The sequence below is a fragment of the Duganella lactea genome (genome assembly GCF_009857505.1).
GTDB classification, from domain to species: Bacteria; Pseudomonadota; Gammaproteobacteria; order Burkholderiales; family Burkholderiaceae_D; genus Rugamonas; species Rugamonas lactea.
Genome location: NZ_WWCP01000021.1, coordinates 35,583 through 52,234, shown reverse-complemented (window position 1 = coordinate 52,234; position 16,652 = coordinate 35,583). Strand labels below are relative to the sequence as shown.

The 16,652-nt window shown below is 62.9% G+C and carries 14 protein-coding genes; 6 read left to right on the top strand and 8 right to left on the bottom strand.

Annotated elements, in window-relative coordinates; genetic code table 11:
• The first annotated feature begins 63 nt into the window (after positions 1-63).
• From GTP44_RS16835 to dcd, 4 genes are all read left to right on the top strand, one after another.
• The gene (locus GTP44_RS16835) at positions 64-3,030 is read left to right on the top strand and encodes a TonB-dependent receptor plug domain-containing protein (RefSeq protein ID WP_161020356.1); all 2,967 of its coding nucleotides are present in this window, start codon (positions 64-66) and stop codon (positions 3,028-3,030) included.
• Positions 3,031-3,151: 121 nt separating this feature from the next.
• Positions 3,152-5,548, top strand: a complete 2,397-nt coding sequence (locus tag GTP44_RS16830) for a DNA internalization-related competence protein ComEC/Rec2 (protein WP_161020355.1) — start codon at positions 3,152-3,154, stop codon at positions 5,546-5,548.
• A 76-nt stretch (positions 5,549-5,624) separates the two neighbouring features.
• Positions 5,625-6,446 (top strand): alpha/beta fold hydrolase, encoded by an 822-nt coding sequence (locus tag GTP44_RS16825; protein WP_161020354.1) that lies wholly within the window; start codon positions 5,625-5,627, stop codon positions 6,444-6,446.
• Positions 6,447-6,465: 19 nt separating this feature from the next.
• On the top strand, positions 6,466-7,032 hold the full coding sequence (gene dcd / locus GTP44_RS16820; protein WP_160992057.1) for a dCTP deaminase: 567 nt from the start codon (positions 6,466-6,468) through the stop codon (positions 7,030-7,032).
• Positions 7,033-7,098: 66 nt separating this feature from the next.
• On the opposite strand, the gene GTP44_RS16815 is transcribed toward dcd, so the two are convergent.
• From GTP44_RS16815 to GTP44_RS16805, 3 genes are all read right to left on the bottom strand, one after another.
• A complete protein-coding gene (locus GTP44_RS16815; protein WP_161020353.1) occupies positions 7,099-7,356 on the bottom strand; it encodes a hypothetical protein in 258 nt (85 codons plus the stop codon).
• A 74-nt stretch (positions 7,357-7,430) separates the two neighbouring features.
• Positions 7,431-8,939, bottom strand: coding sequence for a sensor histidine kinase (locus GTP44_RS16810; protein WP_161020352.1), 1,509 nt, complete (start codon positions 8,937-8,939; stop codon positions 7,431-7,433).
• 3 nt (positions 8,940-8,942) lie between these two features.
• A complete protein-coding gene (locus tag GTP44_RS16805) occupies positions 8,943-9,635 on the bottom strand; it encodes a response regulator transcription factor (RefSeq protein WP_160992060.1) in 693 nt (230 codons plus the stop codon).
• Positions 9,636-9,834: 199 nt separating this feature from the next.
• Between GTP44_RS16805 and GTP44_RS16800 the strand changes: the two genes are divergently transcribed.
• Both GTP44_RS16800 and GTP44_RS16795 read left to right on the top strand, forming a co-directional pair.
• The gene (locus GTP44_RS16800) at positions 9,835-10,302 is read left to right on the top strand and encodes a Spy/CpxP family protein refolding chaperone (RefSeq protein ID WP_161020351.1); all 468 of its coding nucleotides are present in this window, start codon (positions 9,835-9,837) and stop codon (positions 10,300-10,302) included.
• Positions 10,303-10,370: 68 nt separating this feature from the next.
• Positions 10,371-11,249: a dioxygenase family protein gene (locus GTP44_RS16795; RefSeq protein ID WP_161020350.1), complete on the top strand. Its 879-nt coding sequence runs from the start codon at positions 10,371-10,373 to the stop codon at positions 11,247-11,249.
• A gap of 77 nt (positions 11,250-11,326) precedes the next feature.
• On the opposite strand, the gene GTP44_RS16790 is transcribed toward GTP44_RS16795, so the two are convergent.
• The 5 genes from GTP44_RS16790 to GTP44_RS16770 form a co-directional block, all read right to left on the bottom strand.
• A complete protein-coding gene (locus tag GTP44_RS16790; RefSeq protein WP_160992063.1) occupies positions 11,327-13,579 on the bottom strand; it encodes an arginine/lysine/ornithine decarboxylase in 2,253 nt (750 codons plus the stop codon).
• A gap of 234 nt (positions 13,580-13,813) precedes the next feature.
• Entirely contained in the window at positions 13,814-14,386 is a 573-nt protein-coding gene (locus tag GTP44_RS16785; RefSeq protein ID WP_160992064.1) for a DUF4337 domain-containing protein, read from the bottom strand.
• A 22-nt stretch (positions 14,387-14,408) separates the two neighbouring features.
• Positions 14,409-14,894 carry a dihydrofolate reductase gene (locus GTP44_RS16780; protein ID WP_161020349.1) on the bottom strand — a complete coding sequence of 162 codons (486 nt, stop codon included), beginning with the start codon at positions 14,892-14,894 and terminating at the stop codon, positions 14,409-14,411.
• 33 nt (positions 14,895-14,927) lie between these two features.
• Entirely contained in the window at positions 14,928-15,635 is a 708-nt protein-coding gene (locus GTP44_RS16775) for an alpha/beta fold hydrolase (RefSeq protein ID WP_161020348.1), read from the bottom strand.
• 2 nt (positions 15,636-15,637) lie between these two features.
• Entirely contained in the window at positions 15,638-16,609 is a 972-nt protein-coding gene (locus GTP44_RS16770) for a thymidylate synthase (RefSeq protein WP_161020347.1), read from the bottom strand.
• Between the last annotated feature and the right edge of the window lie 43 nt (positions 16,610-16,652).

The window sequence follows — 16,652 nt, the reverse complement described above, 5'->3', positions numbered from 1 at the left end:
TGAATTTCATAAGCTGGCTCACAGCAGCAGCAAGCTGCGCTAAAAAATCCCACAGGAGACAGAATGAACATTCACACCGGCCACCGCGTTGCGGCCCCGCCCCGATACGCCCTGCGTCTGAAGTTGTCGACCGCCGTCATGCTCGGCGCCGGCCTGATCGGCGCTGCATCCGTGTGGGCGCAGGAAGCGGCCCCCGAGCCCAAACCCGAAGATCACGTGGTGATGGTGACCGGTTCGCGTATTTCGTCGCGTGGTTACAACCAGCCGACGCCGACCACCACGCTGACCAGCGACGATATCGAAAAGAACGCCCAGCCGAACATCTTCACCACCATCGCCCAGTTGCCGGCGTTGCAGGGCAGCTCCGGCAGTTCGGTGCTGACCTACAGCACGTCGAGCGGCATGCAGGGCTTGAGCGCGCTCAGCCTGCGCGGCCTCGGCGCGTTCCGCACATTGACGCTGATCGACGGCCAGCGTGTGGTGCCGGCCAACGTGACCGGCGTGACCGACGTCAGCCAGTTCCCGCAATTGCTGGTCAAGCGCGTCGATGTGGTGACCGGCGGCGCTTCGGCCTCGTATGGGTCGGACGCGATTGGCGGTGTGGTCAATTTCATCACCGACAAGAAATTCACCGGCTTCAAAGCCAACGTCGAGCATGGCCAGACCACCTATGCCGATGATAAAAACAACACTTTGCAGTTGGCCTGGGGCCGTGGTTTCCTCGACGACCGGCTGCATGTCGTGGTCAGTGGCGAATACAGCAAGGAAGACGGGGTTCCTGCGCACGGTTTTGGAAACGATCCCGGTCCGAACGGACGTACCGCCTTCAATGCGCCGGCGTTCCAGATTCGTCCGTTGTCCCAGACCACCGATGGCAAGCCGCAGATGTATGACATCCGCAACGCCCAGCCTTATCAGTACAACCGCTACGGCCTGATCACCTCCGGTCCGTTGCAGGGCACGGCCTTCGGCGACGGCGGCGTGCCGTACAAGTTCAACTACGGCTCGAATGGCGTGCCGGATGGCAAAGGCGGCGTTAGCGGCTGTATCAGTCCGTTCTGCGTGGGCGGCGACCTGTCGGGCACGTCGGGTAACAGCACCAGCCTGGCCTCGGCGCTCAAGCGCGAGAACTTCTACACCCGCCTCAGCTATGCGCTCACTCCGAATCATGAGCTCTTCATGACGGTCAACGTGGCCGAGGTCAATTCGCAGAACACGCCCAATGCCGGCGCGCCGAAAAACGCCAACCTGACCATCCAGTGCGACAATCCGTTCCTGCCGGCGTCGATCCAGTCGGCCTGCGCGGCCAACAACATCACCAGCTTCCAGTACGGCACCGGCAACGCCAATTTCCCCAATAACATCAGCGTGGAACCGCGCCGCCGCCAGGAACGCTATGTGATCGGCGCCGATGGCAGTTTCGACGCCGCCGGCACGAGTTGGTCGTACAATAGCTACTACCAGCGGGGCGTCAACCACACCGACCTGTTCGTGAAAAACATCACGCTGTCGCCGCGCTACACGGCCGCCATCGACGCCATCAGGCTGCCCGACGGCAGTATCGTCTGCCGCAGCATGATCGCGCGCAACTCCGGCTGCCAGCCGCTCAACATCATCGGCAATGTGACGCAAAGCACGGGCGCGCTGGCATACGTGATGCCGTCGCAAGGCCCGCAACAGCATACGCGCCAGACCCAGGACGTTGCCAGCTTCAACATCAGCGGCGAGCCGATGGCGCTGTGGGCGGGGCCGCTGGCCATCGCCGCCGGTCTGGAGTATCGCAAGGAAGCCTACTCGGTGCGTGCTGATCCCTACGGCAACGGCGTCACGCCGGACAGCCCCAATTCGGCCGCTTACCCGGCCGATCCGCTGTTGAATGTGACGTCCGGATCGAACTGGTTCGCCGGCAATTATCACAACGGCCAGGGCTCGTATTCGGTCCGCGAAGGCTATCTGGAAGCCAATCTGCCGTTGTTCAAGACGACCGCGCTGGGCGAGGCCAACCTGAACGTCGCGGGTCGGGGCACCAGCTACAGCACCGCCGGCAACGCCAAGACGTGGAAGCTGGGCGGCACCTGGAAGACCACGATAGATGGCCTGCGCCTGCGCGCGGTGACCTCGCGCGACGTGCGCGCGCCCAATCTGAGCGAGCTGTTCGCGCCGGTGGTGATCACCAACAACACGGTCAACCACAACGGCACCACGCTGACGGTGCAGCAGCAGGTGGTCGGCAATACCGCGCTCAGGCCGGAGGTCGCGCGCAGCACGGAGTTGGGTGTCGTCCTCACGCAACCGAGCTGGGCGCCGGGCTTCAGCGCCTCGTTTGATTACTATCAGATCAAGGTGGGGGACGTGATTTCGACGCTGGGCCTGCAGCAGGAAGTCGACTTGTGCGATGCCGGCCGGCAGGACATGTGCGCGGCCATGCTGCTCAACAGCCCGGTGCCGACGAATAACTACGTGCGTTTGCAGCAGTTCAATCTGGCCTCGCTCAAGCTGAAGGGCTTTGACATCGAGACCTCGTACCGTGGCAGCCTGGCCTCATTGGGCCTGCCGGGCATGTTCACCGTGCGCGCGCTGGCCACGCACACCATCGACAACATCACCGATCCTGGTGTGCCAGGGACGATTCCGATTCAGAGCGCGGGCGTCAACCTCGGCGCCACGCCGCGCTGGAAAGTGTTGGCTACGCAGGCCTGGACCACCGACCGCATCAACGTGACGTTGACCGAGCGTTGGGTCAGCAACGGTGTCTACAGCAACGAGTACATCGAGTGCAAGAGCGGCTGCCCGGTCGCGACGGCGATCCATCCGACCATTGACAACAACCAGATGAAGGGCGCGACGTATTTCGATCTGGGCGCCACCTACAAGGTCTCTGACCACATCACCGCCTACGCCAAGGTCGATAACCTGACCAACCGCGATTCGTCCACCGCGCCCGGCCCGAACGTCGGGTACGGTCTCAATCCATCGCTGTACGATGTGTTGGGCCGCATGTATCGCGCCGGTGTACGCTTCACGTTTTAATCTGGCGGATGGTGCTTTTGACGGCCATCCTGTAATGCTGATCTGATCCGCATCAAACGACGGCAGCGCGCCAGCCTGCCGTCGTGCTGGTTTGCGTAGTATCGCCGCAGGAGGTGGTGCGATGCGGATAGCGGTGATCGGTTTTGCGTCAGGGGCGGCGGGTTTGCAGATGCAGGCGAGCTTGCCGTCGCTGGCCGTGATGGGCGCGGTGACGGCTGGCGTCGTTGCCGTGCTGGTGCTGTTGCGCTGGGTCCGGTACGTGCGTGGTGTGCGCGTGGCGGTGGCCTTGCTGGCCGGTGTGGCGCTCGGCTTTGTGTGGGCCGCGTGGCTGGCGCATCTGGCGTTGACGCCGCAACTGGCCGCCGCCGATGAGGGGCGCGACATCACGGTGGTCGGCATCATCGACAATCTGCCGTATCGCTTTGCGCAGGGAGTGCGCTTTAACTTTGCCGTGGAGAGCGCCGACGTGGCCGTGCCGCCACGCATCGCGCTGTCTTGGTATTCGGGCTATCGCGATCAGGTCAGTGATGTGCCGGAGGTGCGGCCCGGCGAGCGCTGGCAGCTCACCGTGCGACTGCAACGTCCGCATGGCAACGCCAATCCCTACGGTTTTGACTATGAGGCATGGCTGCTGGAGCAGCACTTGCGCGCGACCGGCTATGTGCGCATGGCGCGGGACAACCGGCGGCTGGATGGCTTTGTCGTCAGCGCAGGCAATGTGGTGGAACGTAGCCGCGCGGCGTTGCGCGAACGGATTCTGGCGGCGCTGCCCGGCAAGCCCTATGCCGGCGTGATCGTGGCGCTGGTGGTGGGCGACCAGCGTGGCATCGACCAGACGGACTGGCAGGTGTTCAACCGCACGGGCATCGGACACTTGATCTCCATTTCCGGATTACACATCACCATGGTGGCCGGTTTGTTCGCATTACTGGCCTTCAACTTATGGCGGCGGTCGTTATTTACGCGGGCGCAATGGCCGCTGCGCTTGCCGGCGCAGAAAGTGGCGGCATTGGCGGGCGCGACTGTGGCCTTGCTGTATGTGCTGCTGGCGGGATTTGGCGTGCCCGCGCAGCGCACGCTGTACATGCTGATGGTGGTGGCCGCCGCGCTGTGGCTGAACCGGCTGACCAGCATTTCGCATGTGCTGTGCACCGCGCTCGGTGTGGTGGTGCTGCTGGATCCCTGGGCGTTGCTGTGGCCCGGCTTCTGGCTGTCTTTCGGCGCGGTGGCGATTATTTTGTACGCGACGCTTGGACGGACCACGCCGGGGTCGCATGCGCTGCCGCCGACCGCGCGTGAGCATTTCCGGCAGACGTTGCGCGTCGGCGTGTACACGCAGTATGTGGTGACGCTGGGACTGGTGCCGATCACGCTGCTGTTGTTTGGCCAGGTCTCTTTGATCAGCCCGTTGGCCAACGCGGTGGCGATTCCGTTAATCAGCCTCGTCGTTACGCCGCTGGCGTTGGTGGGCAGCATGTTGCCGCAGACGCTGTGCGTCCCTGTGCTGGGCCTGGCCCACTGGCTGGTGGCGGTGCTGGCCGATTGCCTGCATTGGTTCAGCGCCATACGCTATGCCGTATGGCGCGCGCCGATGCCGCCTTTCTGGCTGTTCTGCTGGGCGATGCTGGGGACGCTCTGGCTGCTGGCTCCGCGCGGGTGGCCAGCGCGCTGGCTCGGCCTGGCGACCTGGATACCGCTGCTGGCGGCCGAATCCTCCCATCCGTCACCTGGGCGCATGACCGTGACCGCGTTCGACGTGGGGCAGGGCATGGCGCTGCTGATCGAAACCCGCCATCACCGGTTGTTGTACGACGCCGGTCCGACCTACAGTCCCGAATCCAACGCCGGCAACCGGATCGTATTGCCGTACCTGCGGGCACGCGGCATCGGGGCGCTGGACGGGCTGATTGTCTCGCACAGCGATGTCGACCATTCCGGCGGCGCGTTGACGATACTGGACGGCATGCCCACCGGCTGGGTGCTGTCGTCGCTGTCGCCGCAGCACGCGATTGCACGGGCGGCGCGCCAGCATGTGCACTGCGCCGCCGGCCAGCACTGGATCTGGGACGGCATCCGCTTCGAGATCCTGCATCCGCTGTCGTCCAGCTACGCCGACGCCGCGCTCAAACCCAACGCGCGCGGCTGCACGCTGAAAATCACGGCCAACGGCAAGTCCATCTTGCTGCCCGGCGATATCGAGGCGGCGCAGGAGGCGCAATTGCTGGCGCGCGACGCCGCCCGGTTGCGGGCCGACGTGTTGCTGGCGCCGCACCATGGCAGTGGCACCAGTTCGTCGCACGGCTTCCTGTTGGCGGTCAAGCCGCAGGCCGCCATTTTCCAAGTTGGATACCGCAACCGCTACCGCCATCCCAAGCAGGAAGTCTACGACCGCTACGGCGCCATGCAGATCCAGCGCTACCGTACCGATCAATTAGGCGCCATCACGCTGGAGTTCGGCGAGACGATTGACGTCAGCGCCTACCGCGCCAGCAGCGCCCGCTATTGGCATGGCCGCTAAATTAGAGCCTTTCCACCAGCCTCCCGCGCGGCCAGCCATTACAATTGGTCGAAAATAATCATAGGAGAGACTGCTTGTGAGCAAGCCCAAGCTGCATTTCGCGCACGCCAACAGTTATCCGGCGGGCGTCTACCGCCAGTTTTTCGCGCCGCTGGCCGACGATTTCGACATCCAGGCCCTTGACATGCACGCGCACAATCCGCGCTATCCGGTCACCGACGGCTGGCCGCATCTGGTGGAAGAGTATATTCACGAGCTGAGCAACCGCTACAGCGAGCCGGTGATTCTGGTCGGCCACTCGCTGGGCGGCATGCTGGGCCTGATGGTGGCGCAGCAGCGGCCCGACCTGGTCCGTTGCGTGGTGATGCTGGACGCCCCGGTGCTCGGCGGCTGGCGTGCCTTCGCCTGGCGCATGATCAAGCGGCTGGGCCGCGCCTATACCGTGCCGCCGGCCAGGTTCTCCATCCGCCGCCGCAATGTCTGGCCGAGCGTGGAGGCGGCGTATCAGCACTTTGCCGGCAAGGATATCTTCGCCGCCTGGGCGCCGGGCGTGCTGGGCGATTACATGGACAGTGGCCTCCAGCCGCACCCGGACGGCGTGCAATTGCGCTACACGCGCGAGAACGAAACCGCCGTCTACGCGACCTTGCCGCACCATCTGCCCAAGCTGCTGCGCAAGGGCTATCCGGTGCCGATCGGCTTCATAGGCGGTGACAGCTCCTGGGAGACCAGTCAGTCTGGCCACGATCATACGCAGGCGCTGGTCGGCGAGCACTTCCGCATTATTCCGGGCGGCCATTTGTTCCCGATGGAGAACCCAGCGGCGGCGGCCGAGGCCACCAGGGAAATGATTGTGGCGCTGCTTTCGGGCTTTAGCGTAAAATCGCGGGCATTGTGAACTTCAGGATGGCCTTGCGATGACGATTAAAAGCGATAAATGGATACGCCGGATGGCGGAAGAACATGGGATGATCGAGCCGTTCTTCCCGGACCAGGTACGCCAGGAAGAGGGCCGCAAGGTGATTTCTTACGGTACGTCGTCTTACGGCTACGATATCCGCTGCGCCGACGAATTCAAGGTCTTCACCAACATCAACAGCACCATCGTCGATCCGAAGAACTTCGATTCCAACTCCTTCGTTGACGTGAAAAGCGATGTCTGCATCATCCCGCCGAACTCGTTCGCGCTGGCGCGCACCATGGAGTACTTCCGCATTCCGCGCAGCGTGCTGACAGTGTGCCTGGGCAAGTCGACCTATGCACGCTGCGGCATCATCGTTAACGTGACGCCGTTCGAGCCGGAATGGGAGGGTTATGTGACGCTGGAGTTCTCCAACACCACGCCGCTGCCGGCCAAGATCTACGCCGGCGAAGGCTGCGCGCAGGTGCTGTTCTTTGAAAGCGATGAAGTCTGCGACGTGTCCTACAAGGATCGCAACGGCAAGTATCAGGGCCAGCATGGCGTGACGTTGCCGAAGGCGTAACGTCAGACGCTCTTTTTTGCGCGGCATCGGTTCCGGCTTACGCCGGAACGATGGTGCTGCGCTGTTCTACAGTTTGAGGTCTTCCGGTCGCAGCGCGACGTAGGGTTGGATTGACCGCAGGCTGGCATCGATATCCGCCAGATCGCTGGCATAGCTGCGCGCCTTGCTGTCGTTCGCGGCTTCCTCGGCGGCGTACAGGCCTTGCAGCATCAACAGAAAGCGTTGACTTTCACTAGCAGTTTGCAAGTGAGCTTCCACATGCGCCAGCGCTTCATCCGGCTTCCCTTGCACGCGCAGTTGCGCGACTTTGAGCAAAGTTTCCATGACGGTCTCCCGTGGGTGTAAAACTCTACTATAGCAAAAAATTTCCGCAAGGAAATCTTTGGTTTGCTTTTAAATTACTGTTTCACGGGAAGTCGCATTTCCACGCACAGGCCGCCGCCGGCGCGGTTGCTGGCCTTGATGCTGCCGCCATGTGCTTCGATGACGTGCTGGGCGATCGCCAGGCCGAGGCCGTGGCCTTCGGCGCTGGCGTTGCTGGCGCGGTAGAAGGGCTGGAAGATGGTGTCCAGATCGGCCGGCGACACGCCCGGACCACGGTCTAGCACGCGGATGAGCAACTGCCGCGCGTCGGGCTGCATGCTGACCTGCAACTGCACTACGCCGCCCTCCGGACTGTGCTTGATCGCGTTGCGCACCACGTTTTCGATGGCGCGGCCCAGCAACTCCGGCTGACCGGTCACCTGCACGTCGGCGTCACCTTCGCGCACCACGCTGCGCTGCTGGCTGGCGGCCTCGTAGCTGGCATCGTCGGCGATCTGGCACAGCAGGTCGGTCATGCTGATTTCTTCCTGCGCCGCCTTGATCGCGCCGGCTTCGAGGCGTGCCAGCGTCAGCAGCTCGCCGACCAGCTTGTCCATGCGCACGCTTTCGCGTTCGATGCGCTCCATCGACGCGCTCCATTTCTCGGGCTGCTGGTGGGCCAGCCCGATGGCGGCCTGCAAGCGCGCCAGCGGCGAACGCAGTTCGTGCGAGACGTCGTGCAGCAGACGCGTCTGGCCGTCGATCAGGCTGCGCAGGCGGGCGGTCATGATGTCGAAGTCGCGGCCAAGGTCGTTGAGCTCGGTGCCGCGCTTGCCGCCGGCGCCTTCAAAGCGCGGCGCCAGGTCGCCATGGGCGGCGGCGTTGAACGCTTCGCGCAGCGCGCGGATCGGGCGCGAGAAGTACCAGGCCAGCAGCACCGCGAACAGCAGGCTGGCGACGACGGCGGCGGCAATCGGCGCCCACGGGGCAAGCGGGAAGCGCGGCCCCCAGGGCCGCTCGCCGCCGATGTCGGAGTCCGGGCGCGGGGGCGCGGCCGCTGCTGCACCATCCGGCGGCGGCATTGGGCCGCCGGCGTTGGGATTGCCGCCGTCCAGCACGGAGGCGGCTTTCATGGCCATCTGCGCGCCGCCGCCCAGATTGGACAGCAGTGGGCGGTTGTCGCCGTCCATGCCGCGCAGATGCCAGCCGGACGGCAGGAACAGCAGATAGCGCTTGCCATCGTCGGCCAGCACCTGCCGCACGCCGCGGTGTTTGCCTTTTTCCTGCAGACGGATGCGTGATTCCTGCAGTGTTTTGGCGTTGATCGTGCGCCCCAGTAATTCCTGTTCGTCCTCCGCCACCACGTAGACGCGGTGATGCTCCATGTTCTCCAACATCCGCTTCAGCGCCTTGACGCCGCCGTATTCCAGCGTGGCGGCGGCGGCGTTGATGGCCATCTCGGCCGGCGGGCTGGTGTCCAGGTTAACCAGCGCGTTGGACTGCTGGTTGCGGTTCTTGAGCCAGATGGCGCCGCCGATGCCGACCGTCGCGGCCAGCTGCGCCAGCAGGATGGACAGGAAAAACTTCCAGAACAAGCGGCCCAAGGCTTACTCCTTGATCAGCTGGTAGCCCAGACGATATACGGTTTGCAGGCAGGAGCGGCCGTCGGCGATGGTGCCGAGTTTGTGGCGCAGTGAGCTCAGGTGGACGTCAATATTGCGGTCGAAGCGCGCCAGCGGACGGCCCAGGCCCTGTTCCGACAGGGTGTTCTTGCTGACCGGGCGGCCGGCGTTACGCGCCAGCACTTCCAGCAGATTGAATTCGGTGCTGGTCAGTTCCAGCTTGTCGCCGGCCCAGGTGGCGCGGCGTTGCTCCGGCCACATGGTCAATTGGCCGACCGTGATGGCGGCTTGCTGGCCCTGGTCGGCCGGTGCGCTTTGCGCGCGGCGCAGGATGGCGCGGATGCGCGCGGTCAGCTCGCGTGGCGTGCAGGGTTTGGCCACGTAGTCGTCGGCGCCGAGTTCCAGACCGACGATGCGGTCGGTGTCGTCGCCGCGGCCGGTCAGCATCAGGATCGGCAACTGGCTGTTGGTGCGGATGCGGCGCAGCGTCTCCAAGCCGTTCATGCGCGGCATCATCACATCGAGGATGGCGATCGCGTACAGGCCGGTGAAGGCTTCGGCGGTGCCGGCTTCGCCATCGTGCACCATTTTGACGTCAAAGCCTTCCTGCTCCAGGTATTCTTTGAACATGCCGACCAGTTCGATGTCGTCGTCTATCAGCAGTACTTTGCTCTTCATTGCATTTTCTCTTGAGGCGGATCGCTCATCTTAACAGTTGGCATCTGCCCGCCAACCAGGTTTTACCCGGTTTTACAACGTATTGCTGAACGGTAATTAAATATCAAATCGTCATTTTTACGCTAATTTACGCCGCTCTTACGTTACTTAACATGGCCCGCCCCGAGAATGATGGCTCACTACCAATCAAGGAATGGGCATGAAAAAAATCAAACGACATTTGCTGCTGGCCGCTGTTTTGGCGACGCCACTGTTGACCATGGGAGGCGCGGCCCGCGCCGATGACATGCATGGAGGGCCCATGCATGCCGGACCGCCGCCGTTCGCGCGCGGCGAACCCGGTGGGCCTCCGCCATTCCTGGGCGGCGTGGAACTGACTGCGGCGCAACAAGATCAAGTTTTCGCCATTCTGCATGCGGAAGCGCCGTATCTGCGTGAACAGGGCAAGTTGGCCGCCAACGCGCGGGAAGCGCTGCGCGCGCTGGCCGGCGCCGATCAATACGACGACGCCAAGGCCGCCGCGCTGGCTCAGGATATGGCCGCCGCCGAGGCCAACCTCGCTTTGCAGCGCGCGCGTACCCAACAGAAGCTGCGGGCCGTGTTGACGCCGGAACAGCGCAAACAGCAGGCGGAAGAGCAACCACGCCGTCCTCCACCGCGCCCGTAATCCATCGTCAAAATTCGCAGTCACGGCCGCCGCGCGGCGGACGCTTTCTCACCCAAGCAGGAGCAGGTATGGAACACCATCACGATGAACACGAACACAGTCTGGCAGCCGATCTGGCGGCAATGTTCAATCTGAACCGCGACCGTCGTCAGACGCTGCGCTGGCTTCTGGCCGGGGCTTCGGCGCTGCCGGTGCTCGGCTGCGGCGGCAGCGACGCCAGTGGCACGACGAGCGCCAGCACGACCGCTACGACCACAACCACGACCACCACGACCACCACGACCACGTCAGCCAGCGGCTCGTGCGCGGTGATTCCGGAAGAGACGGGCGGTCCGTACCCGGCGGACGGCACCAACAGCAATAACGGCGGTGTGGTCAATGTGCTGACCCAGTCGGGTGTGGTGCGTAGCGACATCCGCGGCAGCTTTGGCGGAGCCAGCGGCACGGCCGCCGGCGTGCCGCTGACCATCAAGCTGCAGATCGTCAACGCCAACAACAACTGCGCGGCGCTGGCGAATGCGGCAGTGTATCTGTGGCATTGCGACCGTGACGGCAACTATTCGCTGTATTCGACCGGCGTGACCAACCAGAACTATCTGCGCGGCGTGCAGGAGACTGACAGTAACGGCAGCATCAGCTTTACGACGATCTATCCTGGGTGTTACTCGGGGCGTGTGCCGCATGTGCACTTTGAGGTGTATGCATCGCTGGCCAGGGCGACCAGCGCGTCCAATCGCATCCGCACGTCGCAGTTCGCCTTCCCGGACGCCGCCAGCAATGCGGTGTACGCCAGTAACGGCTACACCGCCAGCGCGCGCAACATGGCGTCGATCACGCTGGCGACGGACAACGTCTTCAGCGACGGTTATTCCCTGCAGATGGCGACCGTCACCGGCAACGTCACCGACGGTTTTGTGGCCACGCTGGTGGTGGCCGTGTCAGCTTAAAATGACCTGGGCAACACGTCGTCCCGGCGCAAGCCGGGACCCATGCTGACGTCGCTCAGCGCGCCAGGCATTCAAAATTACTGCTTGACGCAATCCACGAAGTAGCCGCGCTTGCCATCCACCTCGCGCTTGACCAGACCGTGCACATCGGTCTCGAAGCCAGGGAAGCGCTCGTTGAAGTCGCGCGCGAAGCGCAGATAGTCCACAATCGTCTTGTTGAAACGCTCGCCCGGGATCAGCAGCGGAATGCCCGGCGGGTAAGGCGTCAGCAGGATCGACGTGATGCGGCCTTCCAGTTCATCGATCGCCACGCGTTCGATTTCACGGTGCGCCATCTTGGCGAAGGCATCCGACGGCTTCATCGCCGGCACCATGTCCGACAAATACATCTCGGTGGTCAGGCGCGCCACGTCATACGCTTTGTAGAAGTCGTGAATCTGCTGGCACAGGTCGCGCAGGCCGATTTTTTCGTAGGTCGGATTGGCAGCGGCGAATTCCGGCAGGATGCGCCACATCGGCTGGTTCTTGTCGTAATCGTCCTTGAACTGTTGCAGCGCGGTCAGCAGCGTGTTCCAGCGGCCTTTGGTGATGCCGATGGTGAACATGATGAAGAACGAGTACAGCCCGCACTTCTCGATGATCACGCCGTGCTCGGCCAGATACTTGGTCACGATCGACGCCGGAATGCCGGTCTCGTCGAACTTGCCGTCCAGCGATAGGCCCGGGTTGACGATGGTGGCCTTGATCGGGTCCAGCATGTTGAAGCCCGGCGCCAGCTTGCCGAAGCCGTGCCAGTCGTCCTCGGCCTTGATGATCCAGTCCTCGCGCGAGCCGATGCCTTCTTCGGCGAACTCGTTCGGGCCCCAGACCTTGAACCACCAGTCCTTGCCCCACTCGGCGTCGATCTTCTTCATGGCGCGGCGGAAGTCCAGCGCTTCCAGGATCGACTCTTCGACCAGCGCGGTGCCGCCCGGCGCCTCCATCATGGCCGCGGCGACGTCGCACGAGGCGATGATCGAGTACTGCGGCGAGGTCGAGGTGTGCATCAGGTAGGCCTCGTTGAAGGCGTCCTGGTCCAGCTTGACCGATTCCGACTCGCGCACCAGCACCTGCGAGGCCTGCGACAGGCCGGCCAGCAGCTTGTGAGTCGACTGGGTCGAGAAGATCATCGACTCTTTGGCGCGCGGACGGTCCTTGCCGATCGCGTGCATGTTTTTGTAGAAGTCGTGGAAGGTGGCGTGCGGCAGCCAGGCTTCGTCGAAGTGCAGGGTGTCGATCTGGCCGTCGAGCATCTCGCGCAGGGTTTCCACGTTGTACACCACGCCGTCGTAGGTCGACTGGGTGATGGTCAGGATGCGCGGCTTCTTGTTCACCGCTTCGCGCGCGAACGGGTTGGCCTCGATCTTGCGCATGATGCTCTCCATCGAGAACTCTTCCAGCGGGATCGGGCCGATGATGCCGAGGTGGTTACGGGTCGGCATCAGGAACACCGGAATCGCGCCGCACATGATGATCGAGTGCAGGATCGATTTGTGGCAGTTACGGTCGACCACGACGATGTCGCCCGGCGCCACGGTCGAGTGCCACACCATCTTGTTCGAGGTCGAGGTGCCGTTGGTGACGAAGTAGCAGTGGTCGGCGTTGAAGATGCGCGCGGCGTTGCGCTCGGACTTGGCAACCGGACCGGTGTGGTCCAGCAACTGGCCCAGCTCTTCAACGGCGTTGCAGACGTCGGCGCGCAGCATGTTCTCGCCGAAGAACTGGTGGAACATCTGGCCGATCGGCGACTTCAGGAAGGCCACGCCGCCCGAGTGGCCGGGGCAGTGCCACGAGTAGGAGCCGTCGTTGGCGTATTCCACCAGCGCGCGGAAGAACGGCGGCGCGAGGCCGTCCAGATAGGACTTGGCCTCGCGGATGATGTGACGGGCGACGAATTCCGGCGTGTCCTCGAACATGTGGATGAAGCCGTGCAGCTCGCGCAGGATATCGTTCGGGATGTGGCGCGAGGTGCGGGTTTCGCCGTACAGATAGATCGGGATGTCGGCGTTCTTGTAGCGGATTTCCTCGACGAAGGCGCGCAGCGACTTCAGCGCGGTGTCGGTGTCTTCCACCGAGCCGGTGCCGAATTCCTCGTCGTCGATCGACAGCACGAAGGCCGACGCGCGCGATTGCTGCTGGGCGAACTGGGCCAGATCGCCGTAGCTGGTCACGCCCACCACTTCCATGCCTTCTTTTTCCATCGCATCGGCAAGGGCGCGAATGCCCAGGCCGGACGTGTTCTCGGAACGGAAATCCTCGTCAATAATGACGATGGGGAAACGAAATTTCATGCATGTCTCCAAAAAAGCAAGCCGCCCCTGACCGGTGTCGCGGGGCGGACTAGGGCGCGACCCCTGAGGTAAAGGCCGCAAAAAAATAAGAACGGGATTCTCGCAGAAATAGCCGCTCTGCGGGAAAAAATTATCGTACCAGAATGCACCAGGGACATGACGCCCCCATGACAGGAGGAAATGTCCTCTGATCAATGTTGCTTAATGGTTGCTTAATGGTTGCCTAATGGTTTCTTAATGGCCACCCAACCACGCCATGACGCCGAGCACCACGCCGACGCCGGCCACGCCATAGGCCAGGCCCATCATCCATTTCTTGCGGGTCAGCAGGGTGATGGCGGCCAGCGAGATGGCGATCTGCTCGGCGGTGGTGGCCAGCGCCCACTGATGGTGCTGGTGCATGGCCTCATCCGATTTGTGGTTCCACTCCTTGGACGATTCCTCCCACTTCTCGGCGTCCTTCTTGATGTCTTCCTTCTCCTGCTTGTAGCGGGCGACCTCGGCCTCGTAGCGTTTCGGGTCGACGCCGGGCAGCGTCATCGCCAGCTCTGCCAGATTCTGCTTGGCCGACTTGGCTTGATAGTAATTCCAGCTGTTGGCTGCTTGGGTCTTATCGATGGCGGCATTGTTCTTGAACAGCGCCGCATCGTTCTGGGTAGCGCCACCGAGATAGCCGAACGCCGCGCCGACGGTGGCGAGGATGGCCGTCATGACGGCAATATTGTTCGAAAAACCATCGTTGCCGTGGGCGGCATGTTCAACCGCGTGATCGTGTGGGCCGTGTACGTGGAAGCCTGAACCTGACATGGGATATCCTTGAATCGAAAACTTAAGCCTTGCGGCGGAGGGTGACAAAAGCATAGCGCAAACCGGACGCCGCCGAAACGTGTTCCTCGCGGGCGGTCTCCTGCCAGGCGTCGGCGGCTATCGCTGGAAAGAACGCATCGCAATCGAAGGTATGGGCGATTTGCGTGATAATCAACTGATCGGCCAGCGGCAGCGCCTGCTGATAAATCTCCGCGCCGCCGATGACAAAGCCCTCGGCGCCGTCGAGCAGCGCGATGGCCGCATCGAGCGAGCCGACGCGCTCGACACCATCCCGCGTCCAATTATCGTTACGGGTGACGACAATGTTGCGGCGGTTGGGCAGAGGGCGGCCGATGGAATCGAACGTCTTGCGGCCCATGATGATCGGGTGGCCGCTGGTGGTGCGTTTGAAATGCGCCAGATCCTCCGGCAACTTCCACGGCAGGGTGTTATTGATACCGATGCCGCGCTGGGCATCGGTGGCAACGATGATAGTCAGTTTGCTCATAATTTCCAATCCGGTTGGGTCCGTGTGCGAATGTCAGACCTGACACCGGGGTTTTGTATAAAAGGTGCGCATGTGGTGGGCTAGCGCTTGCGGCGCTTCCAGCGGCATCATGTGGCCGGCGCCTTCACTTAGCAGGTGAAGTTGCGCGTTGGGACAGTTGTCGGCCAGTTCGCGCACGTCGTCGGCCGGGACCAGCTTGTCGTGTTCGGAGCCGATGATCAGTACCGGGCATTGCAGCGCGCGCACGCGGTCCATCAGGTCGGGGCGCTCGATGGTGCTGCGGAATTGCGCCAGCAGTACTTCTTTGCCGAGGTCGACCGCCATCCGCTGGATGATGCCGATGAGTTCGGCGTCGTCCAGGTGTTCCGGCGCGACGATTTCCCGCAGGCGCATTTGCGTCATGCCGGTGTACAGGTTTTTCTCCAGTTGCGGGATGATGCGCTCGCGCGTGGTTTTTTCCTTGTCGCCCAGCTTTTTGCCGGCGCTGCCGATGATGGTCAGCGATTGCACACGCTCCGGATGCGTCAGCGCGTATTCCACCGACAGGTAGGCGCCCAGCGAGAAGCCGACCAGGTTGGCCTTCAACGCGCTATGCGCGCCGATCAGTTCCAGCATCTGTTCGCGCGTGTGCGCCTTCGGTAGCGGGACGTGGTTGAATTCGAAGCCGTCCCCCAGCAGTGGCAGCAGCCGGCCCCACATGCGCTCGTCGCACAGGGTGCCGGGGACGAAGTCCAGCCGCATCGTCAGACCGCCATCGGGGCGGTGATCGGCGCGTGGTGCTGGTAGCCTTCCAGCGCGAAGTCGGATGGTGCGATTTTTTCCAGCCACTCCGGTTCGTATTTGCCGGTCTGCGCGAACGCTGGCACGCGTTCGGAGATGATCAGTTGCGGCGCCGGGAACGGTTCGCGCTTCAGCTGTTCCTGCACCATCTCCATGTGGTTTTCGTAGATGTGGGCATCACCAATGAAGTAGGTGAACCAGCGCGGCGTGTAGCCGGTCAGGCGGCCCACCAGATGCATCAGCGCGGCGCCTTCGGCCAGGTTGAACGGTGTGCCGAGACCAAGGTCGTTGGAGCGCACGTAGAGGCACATCGACAGTTCTTTGGTCGTCGGATTCGGGATGAACTGGTACAGCAGATGGCAGGCCGGCAGGGCGACCGCGTCCAGCACCGCCGGGTTCCAACCGTGGAACAGGATGCGGCGGCTGCTCGGATTAGTAATGATGGTGTCGAGGCATTCACGCAACTGGTCGATGGCTTTGTACAGCAGGACTTTCGGTATGCCGTCTTCCTCCAGCTGCGAGACGACGGTGAAGCCATTCTTTTGCGCGTCGGCGATTTGCTCCGGCTGGTCCGCGTCCAGCAATTTGTAGCCTGGCCATTGGCGCCATTGCACGCCGTAGACGGGACCCAGGTCGTCGGTGCCCAGGCGGTATGGATTGTCCAGCCATTGCTGATTTTCGTTGGCGTTCTGGTCCCAGACTTTGCAACCGAGCGCGCGGAAGTCGGCGGCGCTGCGCGAGGCGCGCAGGAAGGCGCACAGTTCGCCCACGACCGATTTGAATGCCAGCTTCTTGGTCGTCACCGCGGGAAAACCTTGGGCCAGGTCGAAGCGCATCATCGCGCCCGGCACGCTCAGCGTGCGGATGCCGGTCCGGTTGTCTTGCCAACTGCCGGTGTCGATGACGGTTTGGATCAGGTCCAGGTATTGCTGCATTCAGTTCTCCAACTTGGGGTATCGCTCAAAGAGGCGTATTTTA